Genomic DNA, 17,437 nt, shown 5'->3' with positions numbered 1-17,437 from the left:
GGTTTTATTGCCTAATAAAAATATGCCGGCACCACATGCCGACATTGCATAATAAATATTAAACAAGGTTAGTCCCGAAACTTCTTCAGCTTTTTTGTAATCTCTTTTGTTTGCGGATAAATCTCGCGGTAAATAGCAAATAACTCCTGATAACGTGCTACCGCCTCTTTTTGCGGCTCAACAACAAGCTCTACCTGCTTAAACATGTCCGAACATTGCTCGAGCGAATCAAACCAGCCGCAGCCATACGCGGCAATCATTGCTGCTCCCAGTCCTGGACCTTGCTCATTTTTTAATTTTTCCACTGGGATCGCAAATATATCTGCCTGCAATTGCAGCCATTCCCTGCTTTTCGCTCCCCCACCGATGGAAACGACCGACTCGATCGTTTTTCCACTTGCCTTAATCATCTCCACCGATTCATTCAGCGAAAAGGTGATTCCTTCCATCACTGCACGCGCAAAATCCCACTTTGTCTGCGAAGAGTCGATCCCGATAAAGGAGGCGCGGATATCGGCATCGGCATGAGGAGTTCGTTCCCCTACCAAATATGGGGTAAACAACAAGCCATTGGCACCAATCGGTGATTCATAGGCCCGTTTGACAATATCGGTAAACGGGAGGTCTTCCATAAACGTGCGCTTCCACCAATCAAAACTATACCCAGCGGCCAATGTCACCCCCATAATATAGTAGGCATTCGGCTTGGCATGATTAAAATAATGAACTTTTCCAGCAAAATCTTTCTCTCCTGTTTGCTCGTACGCCAAAACGACACCGGATGTACCGATGCTGCACATCATACGCCCTTCCGATAAAATTCCGGCGCCAACGGCACCGCAAGCATTGTCGGCACCGCCGGCAAAAACTTTTACATTCGTAGATAATCCGGTTTCTTCCGCGATTTCCGGAAGCAATGTTCCGACATATGCCGTTGATTCGACTAAAGGAGGGCACAGCTGAACATCAATGCCAAGGACGTCGCAAATAGGCTGGCTCCATGTCTTATTTTCAATATCTAAAAACAACGTTCCCGCCGCATCGGAATATTCCATCGCAATGTGTCCCGTAAGGCGGAAACGGACGTAATCCTTCGGCAGCAAAAACGTGTACGCACGCTGATAAAGATGCGGCTCATGCTTTTTCACCCACAACAGCTTCGGCAGCGTAAATCCTTCTAACGCACGGTTTTTCGTAATCGATAATAACGTTTCTCTTCCCACTTCCTCCTCAATTTCCCGGCATTCTTCCGTTGTCCTTGTATCGTTCCATAGAATGGCATTTCGTAGCACGTTCCGTTCCTTATCTAAAAGCACAAGCCCGTGCATCTGCCCCGAAAAACTCAATCCACAAACAGAGTCAGGAGAAACATGGGAAACTTCCAATAACTTTCTTAAAGCAACAATCGTTTTTTCTACCCAATCCTCAGGATTTTGTTCGCTATATCCGGAATGGTGCTGATATAAGGGATAAGTTTCTGTCCACTCTCCCTTTACATTCCCATTCCGATCCACAAGCAGCGCCTTTACCGCACTTGTCCCTAAATCCACACCAATGACGTGATCCAAGGCCAATCCCTCTTTTCCTTAACGGGTTGCACAAACTTCAAGCAAGTATTGATTAAGCAATGTTTTCAGCCGTTCTTGTCTGCCCGATTGATTTTGGATTTCCCCGAGCTGTAAAGCATGCGCTTCCAATTTATGGAAATCTGCAGTTCCTTCCACAATTTCCCGGCCAATTCCTTCCGTATAACTTTTGTATCGTTCCTCAATAAACTCATCAAAAACGCGATCTTCGATTAATCGATGGGCTACTTTTAATCCAACAGCAAAGCTATCCATTCCAGCGATATGAGCGTAAAACAAATCTTCTGGTTCGAACGATCCTCTTCTTACTTTGGCGTCAAAATTCAATCCGCCACGGCCAAGGCCGCCGTTTTTCAAGATTTCGTACATGGCAAGCGTGGTAGAATATAAGTCTGTCGGGAATTCGTCCGTATCCCATCCTAACAGCGTATCCCCTTGGTTCGCATCCACCGACCCGAGCATGCCATGGATGCGGGCCACCCGCAGTTCATGTTCAAACGTATGCCCCGCCAACGTTGCATGGTTCGCTTCAATATTGAACTTAAAGTAATCTTTTAGTCCATATGTTTGTAAAAAGGCCAACGCAGTTGCAACGTCAAAGTCATATTGATGTTTCGTTGGCTCTTTCGGTTTCGGTTCAATTAGAAATTGGCCGTCAAACCCAATTTCTTTCGCATAATCCACCGCCATATGCAAGAAGCGGGCTAAGTTGTCCAGCTCCAGTTTCATATCGGTATTTAACAGCGTTTCATATCCTTCCCGTCCGCCCCAAAATACGTAGTTTTCCGCTCCTAATCGTTTCGCAATTTCCAACCCTTTTTTTACTTTGGCCGCTGCATACGCAAATACATCGGCGTTGCAAGAAGTGGCGGCGCCATGGACAAAGCGGGGATGGGTAAATAAGTTCGCCGTATTCCAAAGCAGCTTTGTTTTGCTTGTTTTCATATATTCTTCAATCATGTCTATGATGATATCTAAATTTTTGTATGTTTCTTTTAATGTTTCTCCTTCTGGAGCGATATCCACATCATGGAAACAGAAGAATGGGACATTTAGTTTTTCAAAAAACTCAAAAGCTGCCTCTACACGCGCTTTTGCTAAGTCCATTCCGCTGTATTTGTTCCACGGACGGATCATATTGCCTGCCCCAAACGGATCCGATCCATCCCCTGTAAACGTATGCCAATACGCAACCGAAAAGCGCAAATGCTCTTCCATTGTCTTATCTCCGACTTTTTCTTCCGGATTGTAAAATTTAAACGCAAGCGGGTTTTTAGACGTTGGTCCTTCATAGGATATGGCGTTGATGGTGTTGAAATAAGACATAATAGGACTCCTCCTCATAATCTTTTAGAACTTAATAGTAGGTGATAAATAAATATAACAGCAATTAGAAATCTTAACAAAATTATAACGCCTCTTACTTTGTTTGTCTATTGTATAAACAAAGTGTTTTATATAATTTAACAAAGCTATCACAATTCTTTATACAAAAAGTAATCAAAATCAGCATAATTGTTTTGCCCTGAACTATCTCGGCAGTGCATCCCGACAAACGCGCCGGTAAAAGCAGCTCTGCCTCTTACATAATCATCTGATAATTTGTATGAATAAAATCTTATAGGAATTTTTACCCAATTTTCCCCGTCAAATGAATAAGAGTATTGATAAGTAGTCGTCTGTACTTCGACCCGAAGATAGACATATTCTACGTCATCTGGTATAACGATTTCTTCCCCTCGAAGAGGTTGATCAAATGTAAAATTATCACATGTCATTAACTCAAGAATTCTTCCTTTTTCCTCATGCCAAGTAATTTGAAGCGTCGTCCAGTTTTGCGTATTATAGTAATTTACAAGTCCTGCAGATTGCTGAAATGTTGTAGGGCGAAAGGCAACTTTCGTTTCTGCAATAAAGTTAAAGTGCTGCCATCGTCTAGCTACAAAAGCTTGCGTAAACTTCGACGTTAGCGACTCCCTTCCATATAACCGCAAATGTCCAGGATTATCTTTTAATGAGGCTATATCCTCTCCTAACGGAATTCGCAACGTCTGGAAATGAGGGTTTAAAACATCGCAGTCAAAATCATCCTTTTCGTCATAATCCTTCTCCCATTTTACTTCTTCCACATTCGGTCCTTCAATTTCTAAAGAAGGCTGATTTCCTCCTACAACATAAGGCCAGCCGTTCTTCCATTCCAGTCTTTGGATTGCTGTTTCACGCCCAAGCGGACAGTAGCCTCGGTGTTCCAGCAATGGTTGATCCTCTTGCGGAAGCGGTCTGCCTGTTAAATGTACTAAAAACCACTCATCCGTATGGGTATGCACAATGGAGGCATGCCCCGCTTTCTGCAGCGGATTACGCGGATATGGCCAGGATGTAATCAATGGGTTCTCTGGATGCACTTCATACGGTCCCCGGAGAGATTTTGACCGCGCAATGGTTGCTGCGTGATTGTATCTTGTACCTCCTTCCGCTGTCAATAAGTAATAGTAGCCATTGATTTTATACAAATGTGGGCCTTCGGTAATTTTCAAATCCGTTCCTTTGAAGATAATCTCCGGTTTCCCAATGAGTTTTTGTTGTTCAACACTATATTCCTGAAGCACAATCCCATAAAAAGAATGGTTGCCGACACGATGATCCCAATACATGTTAACCAAATATTTTCTTCCATCATCATCGTGAAATAAAGAAGGATCAAAACCTGAACTATTTAAGTAAATAGGGTCAGACCATTCGCCATCAATTGTTTCACAAGTGACAAGATAATTATGGCAATCTTTCCACTGCCCTTCCACTACTTTTACATCTGTATATATAAGCCAAAATTTACCGTCACTGTATGATAGATGGGGTGCCCAAACTCCTCCTGAATCTGGGTTCCCTAACATATTCAGCTGACTCAATCGATTTAATGGTCTTGAAATTAAACGCCAATTTTTTAAATCTTTCGAGTGATAAATCCTCACTCCTGGAAACCATTCGAATGTGGAAACGGCAATATAGTAATCTTCTCCTACACGACATATGGATGGGTCTGGATGAAACCCGGTTAAAATGGGATTTCTTATTCTTACCATATCTGTGTTACCTCCTTTTTCCGAAAACATTTGCAAAAAGATATGAAACTACCTCGACACATATAATCGGGAAGATGGTGATGGTGTTAACAACGCCTGCATTCATCACGAACCATTTTTAGAAGAAAATAAACACCGCTTGGAACTGTTGTTTTGTCCTCCGTACAGTCCAAGGACTGTGGAAGCGGCTTTAAATCCGACGTAGTTTATAATGTGTTCTAGTGAAAGAAATTAGAGCCAATGTAATAGTCGTTTATTTGTCCATTCTAGCTAGTTATACAAAAATCACCGTAGTGGAATGCTGTGGTTTTTTGTTAAGCTTTGCTGTTAGAACGATGAATAGCATTTTGCTTCTCCTCAATCTTACGAAATCCTCTTAACGCACACCACATTAAAACAACCGAAACTAAGCTGACACTGAAGAATGGAATAAGTCCAGGTATATAAATAAATAAAACAGTCAGCAAGAAGATGCTAAGGAACATGGTCAGTGTCATTAACGGATTCGCCATCCCGATAAAGAAGGAGTATTTTATATACTGCAAGAACCGCAGTTCATAATGAACATAAATAGGAAAGATATATAAAAGCGTGATAGCATAAAAAACTAAAATAACAAATAGAAAAACGGAAAATGCTAGCTGAAACGCTTCTCGGACGTTTGCAATATATAGAAAATCAATATATAAAATATAAGAAACAAGTCCTATAAATAGCCCAATCTTATTGGCCCGCAAAAACTCTTTTTTATATGTGTTAAAAAACGTTTTAAAAATCGGCACATCGTTATCGCTAAAAAGAAGCCATTTCCTTACAACAGTAAACAACGCAACCGTCGCAGGCGCAACGCCTAAAAAAATCGCTCCTACTAATGTAAAGAGTCCCCAAAGTATATTGACATACGCCAATCGGGTGATCCATTCGCATATGCCATATATTCTTCCTTCTAGCCAACCGGAACGCATTTTTAATCCACCTTTTGCAATGACATCTCTCCTATGGAATAGTATACCACAAATATATTTATATTGTTTGAATATTTAAAAATAAACTGAGGAGGATATTCTCCCTGCCCCCTATCCTTAGACGCCAGCATATGCCAAAAATCCTCCATCAACTGGTACAACAATTCCTGTAACAAACCCACTTGTTTGTTCATCGACAAGCCAGAGCAAAGTTCCTAATAAATCTTCAGGATTCCCTAATCTCTTCATCGGTGTGTGGGATAAAATTTTTCTTGTACGTTCCGTATATGATCCATCTGGATTTTTTAGTAAATTTTCATTTTGTTTCGTTAGAAAAAATCCTGGGGCAATCGCATTGACACGAATTCCGACACTAGCTACATGCACCGCCAGCCATTTTGTGAAATTTTCAATCCCCGCTTTGGCAGCGCTATATGCCGGAACTTTCGTCATTGGCCGCGGTGCGCTCATCGATGAGAGATTGATAATCGTCCCTTTTTTTCCGATCATTCGTTTTAGAAAAATTTGCGTTGGAATGACAGTGCCCACAATATTTAAATCGAACACGTACTTAAACCCTTCGGTAGTAAGATCAAAAAATGTAGTGATTTCCGTGTGATCCAAATCTTCTTGTTCAAGTATCTCTTTTGTGGTAATCCCTTGTGGATGATTACCGCCGGCCCCATTAATCAATACATCACAGGGGCCGTATTCACGAAATACGATTTCTTCCGCTTTTTTTACACTATCAACATCTAACACATTACATTGAACGGCGATGGCATCGCCGCCTTGCTTGATAATTTCTTCCTTTACTTTCTCCGCTTTTTCCAACGTTCGGTTAAGGATTGCCACTTTCATTCCTTGCCTAGCCAGCTCCTTAGCCATGCAGCTGCACAGCACTCCGCCACCACCGGTAACCACTGCTACTTTGCCTTTTAGATTTGGATGGATTGGCAGCATTTATACTCTCCCTTTCTTTTGTTTTTCCAGGCTATCCCAAATTCCAAGGAGATACATGATACCAAGCGCCCGGTCATATAACCCGTATCCCGGCCGCGCTTTTTCATTCCAAATCATACGTCCATGGTCAGGACGTATATATCCCTGAAAGTTCATATCATGAAGTGCTTTTACAATCTCACATATATCAAGCGAACCATCGCAACTACGGTGGGATGTTTCTTCAAAATCGCCGTTTTCATGTATTTTTATATTTCTAACATGGACAAACGGGACTCTATCCATTTCCAAGAAATATCTGAACATTTCTGGAATATCGTTATTAGGATTAGCACCCAATGACCCTGAACACAATGTGATTCCATTCGATGGGCTATCGACCATCTTTACAATTCTCTCTAAATTTTCCTTATTTGTTACGATTCGCGGCAACCCAAATACCGACCAAGGCGGATCATCGGGATGAATCGCCATTTTAATCCCGCACTCTTCTGCGACAGGGATAATTTGTTCCAAAAAATAACGCAGGTTTTCAAATAAATCGTCTTCTGTAACCCCTTTATATAGAGCAAAAAGGTTTTTGATAGTTTTCAATCTTTCACGTTCCCACCCTGGCAACAAAAAACCGTTTGAGCCACTTTCGATTCTTCTAACCATTTCTTCCGGATCAATATTTTCTATTTTATCTTTCTCATAAGCCAAAACCGTAGAGCCATCGCTTCTTTTTTTCGCTAGATCCGATCTCGTCCAGTCAAAAACAGGCATGAAGTTATAACAAATAACTTTCACACCAGCCTTCGCTAAATTCCGAATAGTTTGTTTATAATTTTCAATATAGCGCTCCCGTGAAGGCAATCCCAGTTTAATATCCTCATGAACATTCACACTCTCAATTACGTCAAGATGGAATCCTTTTTCATTTACCTGTTTTTTCAAATTTAAAATATCTTCAAGCGGCCAAACTTCTCCCACAGGAATATGATATAATGCTCCTACAATTCCCTCCACCCCGGGAATTTGCCTAACCTCATCCAACGAAACAGTATCATTGTCCTTGCCGAACCACCGAAATGTCATTTTCATCGCTTTGCACTCCCTTGATTCATTGAAGGAAATTTACCGAATGTTAAAGTAATTTTTGGCATTAAAATAACAAATATCTTGAACAATTTTTCCTAAAAAAGGATAATCAGGCGGAACTTCTCCATTTTCCACCCAAGTTCCTATTAAATTGCATAGTATTCTTCGAAAATATTCATGCCGTACATAGGACAAAAAACTTCTTGAGTCAGTCAGCATGCCTATAAAACTACTTAAAAGTCCTACATTGGCTAAGTCCTTCATGTGTGATAAAATTCCGTCTTTATGGTCGTTGAACCACCAGGCTGCTCCAAACTGTATTTTCCCTTTAATTCCTTCGCCCTGGAAATTGCCAACAGTCGATGCAATAACGTAATTATATGCAGGATTTAAAGTATAAATAATAATTTTAGGCAGCTTATTTTCTTTTTCTAACGCATTTAAAAAAGAATTCAGCGGCTTTGCCAATATAAAATCGTTAATAGAATCATACCCGGTATTTGCGCCTAACTGTTGGAACTTTCTTGTATTTGTATTTCTTATTGAACCAATATGCAGTTGCATTGCCCAATCTAATGAATGATAAAGTTGTCCTAAAAAACGCAATGTAAACGTTTTATATTTATCTTCTTCTGCTTTCGTTACAATAAAACCATCTTTTCGCTTTTGGAAAATAGCGGACACTTCTTTTAAATCGCTTTCTTCATATGGCATATACTCGAGCCCGTGGTCAGAAATTCTACATCCCATTTCGTGGAAATAGTTTACTCTGTTTCTAATTGCCTCTAACATTTGTTCATAATTAGTTATTTCGATATTCGTAATTTTCCCTAACTCTCCTATATATTTTGAAAAAGAATGATGATTAATTTCTAATAATGGATCCGGCCGAAAAGTGGGCAGTACCTTTGTTTTGATATCTTGGTTACTTTGAATAACTTTATGGTACTCTAAACTATCTAATGGATCATCCGTTGTTCCTATCATTTCTACATTCGATTTAGAAATGATGCTACGGGCTGAAAAATCCTCTTGCTGCAATATTTGATTACAATGATTCCATATCTCCCTGCATGTTTTTTCATTCAAAATTGTATCCATATGAAAATAGCGCTTTAATTCTAAATGAGTCCAATGATATAGGGGATTTCCAATGCAATAAGGTACTGCTTTAGCCCATGCTTCGAATTTTTCATAATCACTTGCGTCCCCTGTTATATATTTCTCTTCAATCCCCAGCATCCTCATTGCACGCCATTTATAATGATCGCCGTCTAGCCACAACTCGGTTAAGTTTTTAAATCGTTTATCTTCCGCGATTTCCCTCGGACTTAAATGACAATGGTAGTCAATAATTGGCATATGTTTCGCATATTCATGATAAAGAATCTTCGCAGATTTATTCTTCAGTAAAAAATCTTCGTGTATAAATGTCTGCACGCAGCTCCCCCCTTTTTCATTTAAAGTCTATACATTACCCCCTAAACAGGGCGAATTCAAACAAAATAATGCGGATATTGTTTCTTTAGTACGTCCTTTTCAATTACCACTAGCCTTAAATGTTCCTCCATCACTTTTCGTGCTTTTTCCGCTTCCTTATTAGCAATTAGTTGATAAATTTGCTTATGATGAGAGATGATAATATCCCAGTCTAAATCGGAAAATAATCGAAGCACGCGCAGGCGGTTAAAATGACTATTTAGGTGCTGGACCATTTTCCATGACCGAGACATCCTGCAACCATCAAAAATAATCTTGTGAAATTCCTCGTCCAGCTCGAAAAGTGCTAAATAGTTGCTCTTTTCCACACATAATTCCTGCATGGCAATATTTTTTTCTAATTGAAATAAATATTCCTCAGTAAATTTTTCACATGCCAACGCCACTACTTCTTTCTCAATGATCTCTCTAATAAATCTGCCTTCTTCTACATGTTCTAAATTAATCCGCGATACGATGGTACCACTTTGAGGAATAATATCTAACAATTCTTCTTGGGCTAATTTTAAGAAAGCTTCACGAACAGGGGTTCTGCTAACATGAAGATTTTCGGCAATTTCCTTTTCAGAAATTTTTGTACCTGGCTCAAGCTCTAATCGCAAAATTTTCTCCTTTAACAAATGATACAGTTGATCTCTCGTTGATCCTCTTGTAGAGCCCTTTATTTGTTGGCTTTCTTGGAATGTAAACATTACCATTGAATTCTCCCTTTCGTTTTATCTCACTATACTAGTATGGTAGTATTATTCGAAAAATAAACATTTCTCTTTAAAGATAGAAATTCGTTTCCATTTTAGCTAAGAAAATATTTCCTGTCAATTGCACAATATATTTATACATTCAGCAATACTGTTGTTGTTAAAAATATTTTGTTTACGTTCAAAAATGTCGTTATTTTGCTCTTGCTTTTTTTACCGCAGCTACTAATAAGGAAGCATTACGGGTTATTTCCAACAGGTATGAATCAGTGAGGTTCTTTTTTACGTTGACTAATGAACTTCCTATCCCTACCGCCTCCACACCTGCTCTTATATAATCTTCTATGTTTTCTATATTTATTCCCCCTGTCGCAATTAACGGTATTTGCGGCAAAGGATCTTTCATGCTTTTAATATAGCTAGGTCCGAATATACTAATAGGAAATACTTTTACAAAATCAGCTCCACTTTCAAAAGCGGTAACGATTTCAGTAGGTGTTAATCCTCCTGCTATACTTACTGCCCCATACCGCTTTGTCATTTGAATCGTCTCTATGTTCATGGAAGGAGAAACAATAAACTTGGCTCCGGATAAAATCGCTAATCGTGCCGTTTCCCCGTCTAATACCGTGCCAGCACCTACCAATACACCCTCTAGCTCGTTTGCCGCTTTTTCAAGCGCTGCCAGCGCTCCTGGAGTTTCCACTGTGATTTCAATGATATTCATTCCACCTTTTTTTAACGCGTGCGCAACGGGGATGATATTCTCAACGGTTGCCCCTCTAATGACAGGAATAATCCCCGTTTCTTTGATAGTTTTGATAGTAATAATATGATCCATGCTTTTTATCCTCCACTTTATTATCGAATAACATCCTCATTATTTTTTGCTATTAGTTTTTCAATCTCATCACGTTCAGGCAGACCATCAACATCGCCGTAAACCATTGTAACCAGCGCGCCTACAGCATTAGCCCTTTCCACAGCATGATATATGCTTAATCCGTCTAGCAGTCCCGAAATAAATCCAGCAGCAAACCCATCACCTGCTCCAACCGGATCGATAACTTGCTCAACCGAAAATCCAGGAACCCATTTATCTTCCTTACCTGTAAAATAATGTGCACCTTTCTCCCCTAGTTTCAGTACTACTAGGGAAGCCCCATGTTCGAGAAATAATTGCCCTAATTTTTCAGGAGGATGGTTGCCAAATAAAAAGGTTGCTTCTACCATCCCCGGAAGTACAATATCTACTTGTGATGCGATATGGAGAAGCGTTTCCCTAGCAATCTCTTCCTTCCAAAGTTTGAGTCGCAAGTTAGGATCGAATACAATTTTCACCCCATTATCGCGCGCTATTTTTATTGCGGCTAAAATAGCTTCCCGACAACTAGCGCTTAGAGCAGGGGTAATGCCTGTAATATGTAAATATTTTGCACTTGCGATATACTCTTCGTCCAAATCAGCCGGTGATAATAGGCTTGCTGCAGAGCCTTTGCGATAATAGTAAACCCTAATGTCATTTTGCCTTCTCATTTCCTTAAAATAAATGCCTGTTGGTGCTTCTTCATCAATCTTTGCCTTGCTTATATCAACGCCTTCTCCCTTTAAAAAAGCGAGAATCGCCTTTCCAAATTCATCATTTCCGACTCTGCTAATCCAACCGGCACGATGTCCTAACCTTGCAAGACCAACTGCAACATTAGACTCAGCACCACCGATCTTTTTCGTAAAATGGGTTGCGTATCTCATTAATCCATTGCTAGTAGGAGTAAAAACTACCATGGATTCTCCTATTGTAACAACATCCATCTTAAACCCCCACTTTTCATATTAATGTTATATTGGTGAAGGGAAATCTATCCAAACTAAGACTTCCCTGTATTTGCGCTTAACATTATGAGTACGATGTAATGAAGCTGTCATCTAATCCAACATAGGTATATGTTTCATCTTTCACCGGTTCTACTTCGATAAGCGTCACTTCGTTTTTTGTTAACCTTACTTGCAACCTTAAAATATTATTTTCTGTCCGCATTCGGCACGTAGTCACCTTAGGCTGTGCTACCTGGCGAAGTGTCTCTACAGCTTTTTTATTTGGAAACCGCGGTCTCCCCATTTGTTTCCATACAGCCCATGGGTTACCGTTATCCTCATCTACTGTTTGCCGCTTCACAAAAACATCTTCAAACGGAATCGGTATTTCAATTTCTAAATCTTTTGTAAAATCATTTCCTTTCTCCATAACTAAGTTCCAGGCAACCATCGCAATAGAACCATCTTCTCTTCTAGTCACAATTAGTTCCTCATCACGATAAAGCCGTTCATTACCTAAAGCATTAAAAAATGTAAACAAGTAGAAAGTTGGTTTTGGGATCGAATTAAGGGCAACTAGACCAAATCCGCCGTGAAATTGTGCCTTCGGAACATCCATTTCTTCAAATACATCGCTAAATGTCCAATAAGAGAAAGAATCAACATAATCCCCGCCTTCACTCAAAATACGGGCTATATATGCCGCGTTTAAAACGGTATCGTGAACCGGGTTGATCGGACTGTAGGATGTATTATACTCCGTAATATGAAAAGGCAGGTGCGGGAACGGTGATTGATCAATCAGCTCACGAACTGTTTTAAATTGTTGTAACATATCTTCCGGAGCTTCTAATTCTTGATAATAATACTCAAATGTCTTTTTATGCGGCGCCTTTGATGTATAAGCATGTCTGCTTACAAAGTCGACCGGTACATTTTCGTCGGCGCAAAAGTTAAGAAAATCAACAATCCATTCATCGCTTCCCCCACATATTGCCGGCCCTCCAACTTGAATATCAGGATGAACACTTTTTACTGCAGCCGCCGTAACTTTATATAGCTTAAAATATTCTTGTTTATCAGCATCTTTCCAGAAATTCACTAAGTTTGGTTCATTCCAGACTTCAAAAGGCCATCTCAGCACTTCTTCTATACCATAACGCTCCACAAAATGAGAGACTACCGCTACGATTAAGTTATACCATTTGTTGTAGTCCTTAGGAGGCGTAACGTTTCCTTTCCAATAAAATACAGTTTGATCTCCAGACGCTAAGGCGCTTGGCATAAACCCAAGCTCGACAAACGGACGGATTCCTAGATCTAAATAGGAATCAATAATTCTGTCAATATAAGTAAAATTATAAAAAGGTTTTGTTTCTCCATCGATTTCCACTTCACGATAAATGCCTACATCATCAGAAAGCAAACCGTGTCCGCGGATATATTGAAATCCTATTTTTTCTTGAACCAATTTCAGATGATCTAAATATTCTTTCTGCAATGCAAGCCCCAATCTTCCTGTGCCGACACAGAATTTCCAATTCTTCTTAAACAATTTTGGTTCATCATCACGAACTTTTATTTTTTTCATGACAATGATTCACTTCCTTTATGAGGATATGTTGAATAAACCCGTCTCATCATTTATAAATAGTGCGATTATATTTATCCCCAATTCCTGATTTGCGATAAAAATACGTATTAATCACATCCCGCCATTCTTTTGCATGTTCTACTTGAATATTTAAACGCTCCAAAACATCACGATATCTTTTTTCATCTATTTTACCTTTTAATCTTTTCCATCTTTCTCTTAACTGTTTCGCTTGCTCCACACCTTCAAAATGAGTATTGTATATATGCTGAATAACGGTTTCGCCGGATTTTAGGCGATGTGTATAAGGGACGTGATGGAAAAATAGAAGTAATTCATCTGGACAAGATTCAATGGATTCGTACATCTCAGCGTTTTCAGGAAAATATTGAGCTGTAAAACCTGTCCCAGTTCTTACTGTTCTATCTACTCCGATTCCGTAACGGTCCGCATAATGATATGTTCCCCACGGAGAATACTCATACCCATCTACATTAGGACCGTAGTGATGCCCTGGATTCACCATCCACCCTACTCCAAGTGGAGCTGTATAGTTTTCATAAATTCTCCAAGAGTCTAAAAGCATCTGGCTAACCTGTTCAACAACCTCCGGGTCATCCCCAAATGTAAGCAGCACCCATTCATTCGTTATTTCCTCCGCTGAAAGGTCTGGATTCCAAGCTAAGCGCCCGTATCCATATAAGTTAGCTTGCGCCAATGTATGCCCCGTCCAATTCGGATCATCGCCTATATTAGAAACAGCTGCGATCCCGCTATACTGATAATCGTATAAAGAACCATCTACTACCTTTTTCACTTGTGAGCCTTTCCCTTTTGCATACGTATCAAATTCCAATACTTCTTTCCACTGTGGAATTAAATAGCATAAATGTTTTTGCTGCCCTGTATATTCTTGCGTGATTTGAAACTCCATCATTTGATTCGTTTTTGGCATCGCACCAAATAAAGGGGACACAGGTTCCCTTACCTGAAAGTCCATCGGGCCATTTTTAATTTGCAAAACGACATTGTTATGAAATTGACCATCTAATGGCTTGAAATGATCATAAGCCGCTTTCGCTCTGTCGGTCGAACGATCCCGCCAATCTTGCTGACAATTGTAGACAAAACATCTCCAAATCACGATTCCTCCAAATGGCTGTAGCGCCTTGGCAAGCATATTTGCTCCCTCGGCATGGTTTCTATTATACGTAAATGGTCCAGGCCGAAATTCGGAGTCTGCTTTCACCAAGAAACCGCCAAAGTCCGGAATATGCTGATAAATGCGTTCAACTGTACTTTTCCACCACTGCTGTACACTAGAATCCAGCGGATCAGCCGTTAGTAATCCTCCAATTTGAATCGGACTTGCATAGTTGATACTTAAAAACGTCTGTATACCGTAAGCTCTAAAAATATCTGCAATTTTTGCAACATCCGGTAAAAATTCCTCTGTGATCAATTTCGTTTCTGCTTCGTGGACATTTACGTTATTAATAACAACCCCATTAATTCCTACCGAAGATAGCAACCGTGCATAATCTTTGATACGGTTCCCATTTTTTATAAACTTATAGTCTTTAAAGAAAATAGAGCGTCCCGCATATCCACGTTCAATACTTCCATCCATATTGTCCCAATGGTTAATCATGCGCAATTGATTTTTCGGATTTTCAAAAATAGATAAATGATCAATATCTTTTTTCATCTGCAATAATCGAAGAAAATGGAATACAGCATACAAAACACCTTTATCCGTTTTTCCCACTAAATAAATAGATAATTCCCCGTTAAAGGATATAGACTGAATAGTATATCCTTCCTTGTTCATTTGCCGAAACTCTCTTAAACTTGAAAATCGATGTTTTACCTCTTCATCATCTATAGTACCTAATAGAATAAATCCACTTTTTTCGACGCTCTTTACTACTTTCGGTTGAATGCCCAAAATAGACGATATGCCTCTCGAAAGTTCCTCAACAGCCGAATGAAAAACAGGCGATGCTCCTTTAACAACTATATTTGAAAATAAGGAAAGGTTTTGATAGTATCCTTCTACTTTCTCATATCTTAGCCAACAAGGTTCGTATTGTTCCCCTTCCTGCAACACTATCCCATTTCCTTCCATATATAATGCCTCCTGTTAATTCAAAATATAAGGATCTTTTTATTCTTTTTCTGCTCCCAAAACGATTCCTTTTACAAAAAATTTCTGAACAAATGGATATACAATAAGCATAGGCAATGCAGCGATAAAAATTTGCGCCGATTTTACAGTCCGCTCTGATAAGTTTTTCAATGTTTCTGCATCGACACTCATTTTGCTAAAATCTTGCTGCACAATAATCGTCTGCAAGAATGTAGATAGCGGATAGTGCTTTACATTAGACATATAAATCATACCGTCAAACCATGAGTTCCAATGAAACACCATGGTAAACAGAGAAATTGTAGCGATAGCTGGCACGGAAATTGGTAAATATATTCTCCAAAATATGGTGAAATGATTAGCTCCATCGATAATAGCAGCTTCTTCTAGTGATTTTGGTACGGAAGTTCTAAAAAAGTTGACAAGCAATATCAAATTAAAGGAACTTATTGCCGAGGGCAACACTAATGCCCAAATCGTGTCGGTTAGCCCTAGCTTTGTTACAACCATATAGGTTGGCACTAGTCCTCCGTGAAATAACATGGTGAAAACGAAAAACCACATATAAATTTTTCTACCTTTAAAAGCATGATCACTCTTTGATAAAGAATAGGCGGCACATAACATACATGCCATGGATATAGATGTTCCCAATACAACCCGGAGAAGCGAATTCAATAATGCACGTACAAAATTTTCGTTTCCAATCGTCTTTTTATATGCATCTAGCGTAAAATCAACAGGCCACAAACCAACAATGTTAGCTGTTGCTGCCGCGCTTCCGCTAAAAGAAACAGCCAAGATATGAATGAGCGGCAGTATACATAGCAATGCTGATAATGCTAGAATAAAATAATTGAATATAATAAATATTTTATATGACAAACTTTTCTGGTAATGATACATGATCCTCCCCCGCTTAGAATACTTTGTAGTTTGCGTATTTATACGCTAAACGGTATCCTGCAACAACTAGAATAAAGCTAATAATCGATTTGAATAAACCAACAGCTGTACCGTAACTAAAGTCTCCGTTTAAAAGTCCGACACGATAAACATACGTATCAATAATATCCCCCGTTTTATATACAAGCGGATTATAAAGGTTTAAAATTTGGTCAAACCCTGCGTTTAAAATGTTTCCTAATGATAATGTACCAACTACAATAATGATAGGAAGCATGGACGGCAATGTAACATAAACAGTTTGTTGCCACCGGTTAGCACCATCGACAATTGCTGCTTCATATAACGTTGGATTGATGGAGGTAATAGCAGCAAGAAAGACAATCGTATTAAAACCGCATTCTTTCCAAACATCCGTGATGACAACAACCGTACGGAACCAATCGTTATCTCCGAGAAAGAAAATCGGTTTAATATTAAACAACGAAACTAATACACGGTTAACAATTCCTCCTTCTGGAGAAAGCATATCAATTAAAATACCTCCTAATATAACCCAAGATAAAAAGTGGGGCAAATAAACAATCGTTTGCACAGTTCTTTTAAATTTCATGATATAAACCTCATTTAACAATAAGGCAAATGCTAAAGGAACAACAATGTTAAAAACAATCTTTAGTGATGAAATGATTAAGGTATTCCAAATTACTTGTCTAGCATCCTCATATTCAAACATCGTTTTAAAATGATCTAGTCCCACCCAAGGGGAGTGAAGAAAACCTAACCAAGGTTCATAATCTTGAAATGCCATTACAAGACCGAACAAAGGAATGTACTGAAAAATAAAAACAATGATTACGGCTGGCAGTAACATTGCATGTAACTGCCATGTATTTCTCAAATTCCAACTATTCTTTTTTAATTTTTTCTTTTTGTTTATAACCGTTTGGCTTTCTAAATGCGTTTGCGTCTGCAAATCCCTTCTCCTCCTTTTCCTAAGTAACGAGGGACCACGAAACCATGTAATGTAAACTTTTATCGTCCAACTATATCCATTGCTAACAAAATATCAATTATAAGAGCAATAAGTTATGGTAA

At 39.2% G+C, this 17,437-nt stretch carries 14 protein-coding genes and 1 pseudogene; 1 reads left to right on the top strand and 14 read right to left on the bottom strand.

Annotated features, from left to right (window positions below; all coding sequences use genetic code 11):
- Positions 1-68 precede the first annotated feature (68 nt).
- The 3 genes from xylB to HT574_RS09135 all read right to left on the bottom strand — a co-directional run bounded on the left by xylB (position 69) and on the right by HT574_RS09135 (position 4,669).
- Positions 69-1,568 (bottom strand): xylulokinase, encoded by a 1,500-nt coding sequence (gene xylB, locus HT574_RS09145; RefSeq protein ID WP_175244349.1) that lies wholly within the window; start codon positions 1,566-1,568, stop codon positions 69-71.
- Positions 1,569-1,586: 18 nt separating this feature from the next.
- Positions 1,587-2,912 carry a xylose isomerase gene (gene xylA / locus HT574_RS09140; RefSeq protein ID WP_175244348.1) on the bottom strand — a complete coding sequence of 442 codons (1,326 nt, stop codon included), beginning with the start codon at positions 2,910-2,912 and terminating at the stop codon, positions 1,587-1,589.
- A gap of 149 nt (positions 2,913-3,061) precedes the next feature.
- Positions 3,062-4,669 carry a glycoside hydrolase family 43 protein gene (locus HT574_RS09135; protein WP_175244347.1) on the bottom strand — a complete coding sequence of 536 codons (1,608 nt, stop codon included), beginning with the start codon at positions 4,667-4,669 and terminating at the stop codon, positions 3,062-3,064.
- An 8-nt stretch (positions 4,670-4,677) separates the two neighbouring features.
- Here HT574_RS09135 and HT574_RS19900 point away from each other — a divergent pair.
- Positions 4,678-4,888 (top strand): annotated as a pseudogene (locus HT574_RS19900) (hypothetical protein); the annotation flags it as partial.
- A gap of 95 nt (positions 4,889-4,983) precedes the next feature.
- On the opposite strand, the gene HT574_RS09130 reads toward HT574_RS19900, so the two are convergent.
- The 11 genes from HT574_RS09130 to HT574_RS09080 form a co-directional block, all read right to left on the bottom strand.
- Positions 4,984-5,634 carry a YesL family protein gene (locus tag HT574_RS09130; protein ID WP_175244346.1) on the bottom strand — a complete coding sequence of 217 codons (651 nt, stop codon included), beginning with the start codon at positions 5,632-5,634 and terminating at the stop codon, positions 4,984-4,986.
- A 117-nt stretch (positions 5,635-5,751) separates the two neighbouring features.
- Positions 5,752-6,597, bottom strand: a complete 846-nt coding sequence (locus tag HT574_RS09125) for an SDR family oxidoreductase (RefSeq protein WP_017434261.1) — start codon at positions 6,595-6,597, stop codon at positions 5,752-5,754.
- Positions 6,598-7,680: a mannonate dehydratase gene (gene uxuA, locus HT574_RS09120; protein WP_175244345.1), complete on the bottom strand. Its 1,083-nt coding sequence runs from the start codon at positions 7,678-7,680 to the stop codon at positions 6,598-6,600.
- A 33-nt stretch (positions 7,681-7,713) separates the two neighbouring features.
- Positions 7,714-9,117 carry a glucuronate isomerase gene (uxaC, locus tag HT574_RS09115; RefSeq protein ID WP_175244344.1) on the bottom strand — a complete coding sequence of 468 codons (1,404 nt, stop codon included), beginning with the start codon at positions 9,115-9,117 and terminating at the stop codon, positions 7,714-7,716.
- 56 nt (positions 9,118-9,173) lie between these two features.
- Positions 9,174-9,875, bottom strand: a complete 702-nt coding sequence (locus tag HT574_RS09110) for a GntR family transcriptional regulator (RefSeq protein ID WP_017434264.1) — start codon at positions 9,873-9,875, stop codon at positions 9,174-9,176.
- A gap of 193 nt (positions 9,876-10,068) precedes the next feature.
- Positions 10,069-10,716, bottom strand: a complete 648-nt coding sequence (locus HT574_RS09105) for a bifunctional 4-hydroxy-2-oxoglutarate aldolase/2-dehydro-3-deoxy-phosphogluconate aldolase (protein ID WP_175244343.1) — start codon at positions 10,714-10,716, stop codon at positions 10,069-10,071.
- 20 nt (positions 10,717-10,736) lie between these two features.
- The gene (locus HT574_RS09100; RefSeq protein WP_175244342.1) at positions 10,737-11,687 is read right to left on the bottom strand and encodes a sugar kinase; all 951 of its coding nucleotides are present in this window, start codon (positions 11,685-11,687) and stop codon (positions 10,737-10,739) included.
- An 85-nt stretch (positions 11,688-11,772) separates the two neighbouring features.
- Positions 11,773-13,281 (bottom strand): GH39 family glycosyl hydrolase, encoded by a 1,509-nt coding sequence (locus HT574_RS09095; protein WP_175244341.1) that lies wholly within the window; start codon positions 13,279-13,281, stop codon positions 11,773-11,775.
- A 49-nt stretch (positions 13,282-13,330) separates the two neighbouring features.
- Complete coding sequence (locus tag HT574_RS09090; RefSeq protein ID WP_175244340.1) at positions 13,331-15,412, bottom strand: alpha-glucuronidase family glycosyl hydrolase; 2,082 nt, start codon at positions 15,410-15,412, stop codon at positions 13,331-13,333.
- Between the two features lie 39 nt (positions 15,413-15,451).
- The gene (locus tag HT574_RS09085) at positions 15,452-16,342 is read right to left on the bottom strand and encodes a carbohydrate ABC transporter permease (RefSeq protein ID WP_026078372.1); all 891 of its coding nucleotides are present in this window, start codon (positions 16,340-16,342) and stop codon (positions 15,452-15,454) included.
- Positions 16,343-16,352: 10 nt separating this feature from the next.
- Positions 16,353-17,213, bottom strand: coding sequence for an ABC transporter permease (locus tag HT574_RS09080; RefSeq protein WP_375154101.1), 861 nt, complete (start codon positions 17,211-17,213; stop codon positions 16,353-16,355).
- Between the last annotated feature and the right edge of the window lie 224 nt (positions 17,214-17,437).

The organism is Parageobacillus sp. VR-IP, assembly GCF_013357975.1.
In the GTDB taxonomy this organism is placed as follows: domain Bacteria; phylum Bacillota; class Bacilli; order Bacillales; family Anoxybacillaceae; genus Saccharococcus; species Saccharococcus caldoxylosilyticus.
Note: the sequence above shows the minus strand (reverse complement) of the source record. Positions and strands in the feature narration are given on the sequence as shown.

What these genes read in the sequence shown, in the direction of transcription:
- xylA (WP_175244348.1), bottom strand. Translation starts at nt 2,912, where the DNA reads ATGTCTTATTTCAACACCATCAACGCCATATCCTATGAAGGACCAACG.
- HT574_RS09135 (WP_175244347.1), bottom strand. Translation starts at nt 4,669, where the DNA reads ATGGTAAGAATAAGAAATCCCATTTTAACCGGGTTTCATCCAGACCCA.
- HT574_RS09130 (WP_175244346.1), bottom strand. Translation starts at nt 5,634, where the DNA reads ATGCGTTCCGGTTGGCTAGAAGGAAGAATATATGGCATATGCGAATGG.
- HT574_RS09125 (WP_017434261.1), bottom strand. Translation starts at nt 6,597, where the DNA reads ATGCTGCCAATCCATCCAAATCTAAAAGGCAAAGTAGCAGTGGTTACC.
- uxuA (WP_175244345.1), bottom strand. Translation starts at nt 7,680, where the DNA reads ATGAAAATGACATTTCGGTGGTTCGGCAAGGACAATGATACTGTTTCG.
- HT574_RS09110 (WP_017434264.1), bottom strand. Translation starts at nt 9,875, where the DNA reads ATGGTAATGTTTACATTCCAAGAAAGCCAACAAATAAAGGGCTCTACA.
- HT574_RS09105 (WP_175244343.1), bottom strand. Translation starts at nt 10,716, where the DNA reads ATGGATCATATTATTACTATCAAAACTATCAAAGAAACGGGGATTATT.
- HT574_RS09100 (WP_175244342.1), bottom strand. Translation starts at nt 11,687, where the DNA reads ATGGATGTTGTTACAATAGGAGAATCCATGGTAGTTTTTACTCCTACT.
- HT574_RS09095 (WP_175244341.1), bottom strand. Translation starts at nt 13,281, where the DNA reads ATGAAAAAAATAAAAGTTCGTGATGATGAACCAAAATTGTTTAAGAAG.
- HT574_RS09090 (WP_175244340.1), bottom strand. Translation starts at nt 15,412, where the DNA reads ATGGAAGGAAATGGGATAGTGTTGCAGGAAGGGGAACAATACGAACCT.
- HT574_RS09080 (WP_375154101.1), bottom strand. Translation starts at nt 17,213, where the DNA reads ATGTTACTGCCAGCCGTAATCATTGTTTTTATTTTTCAGTACATTCCT.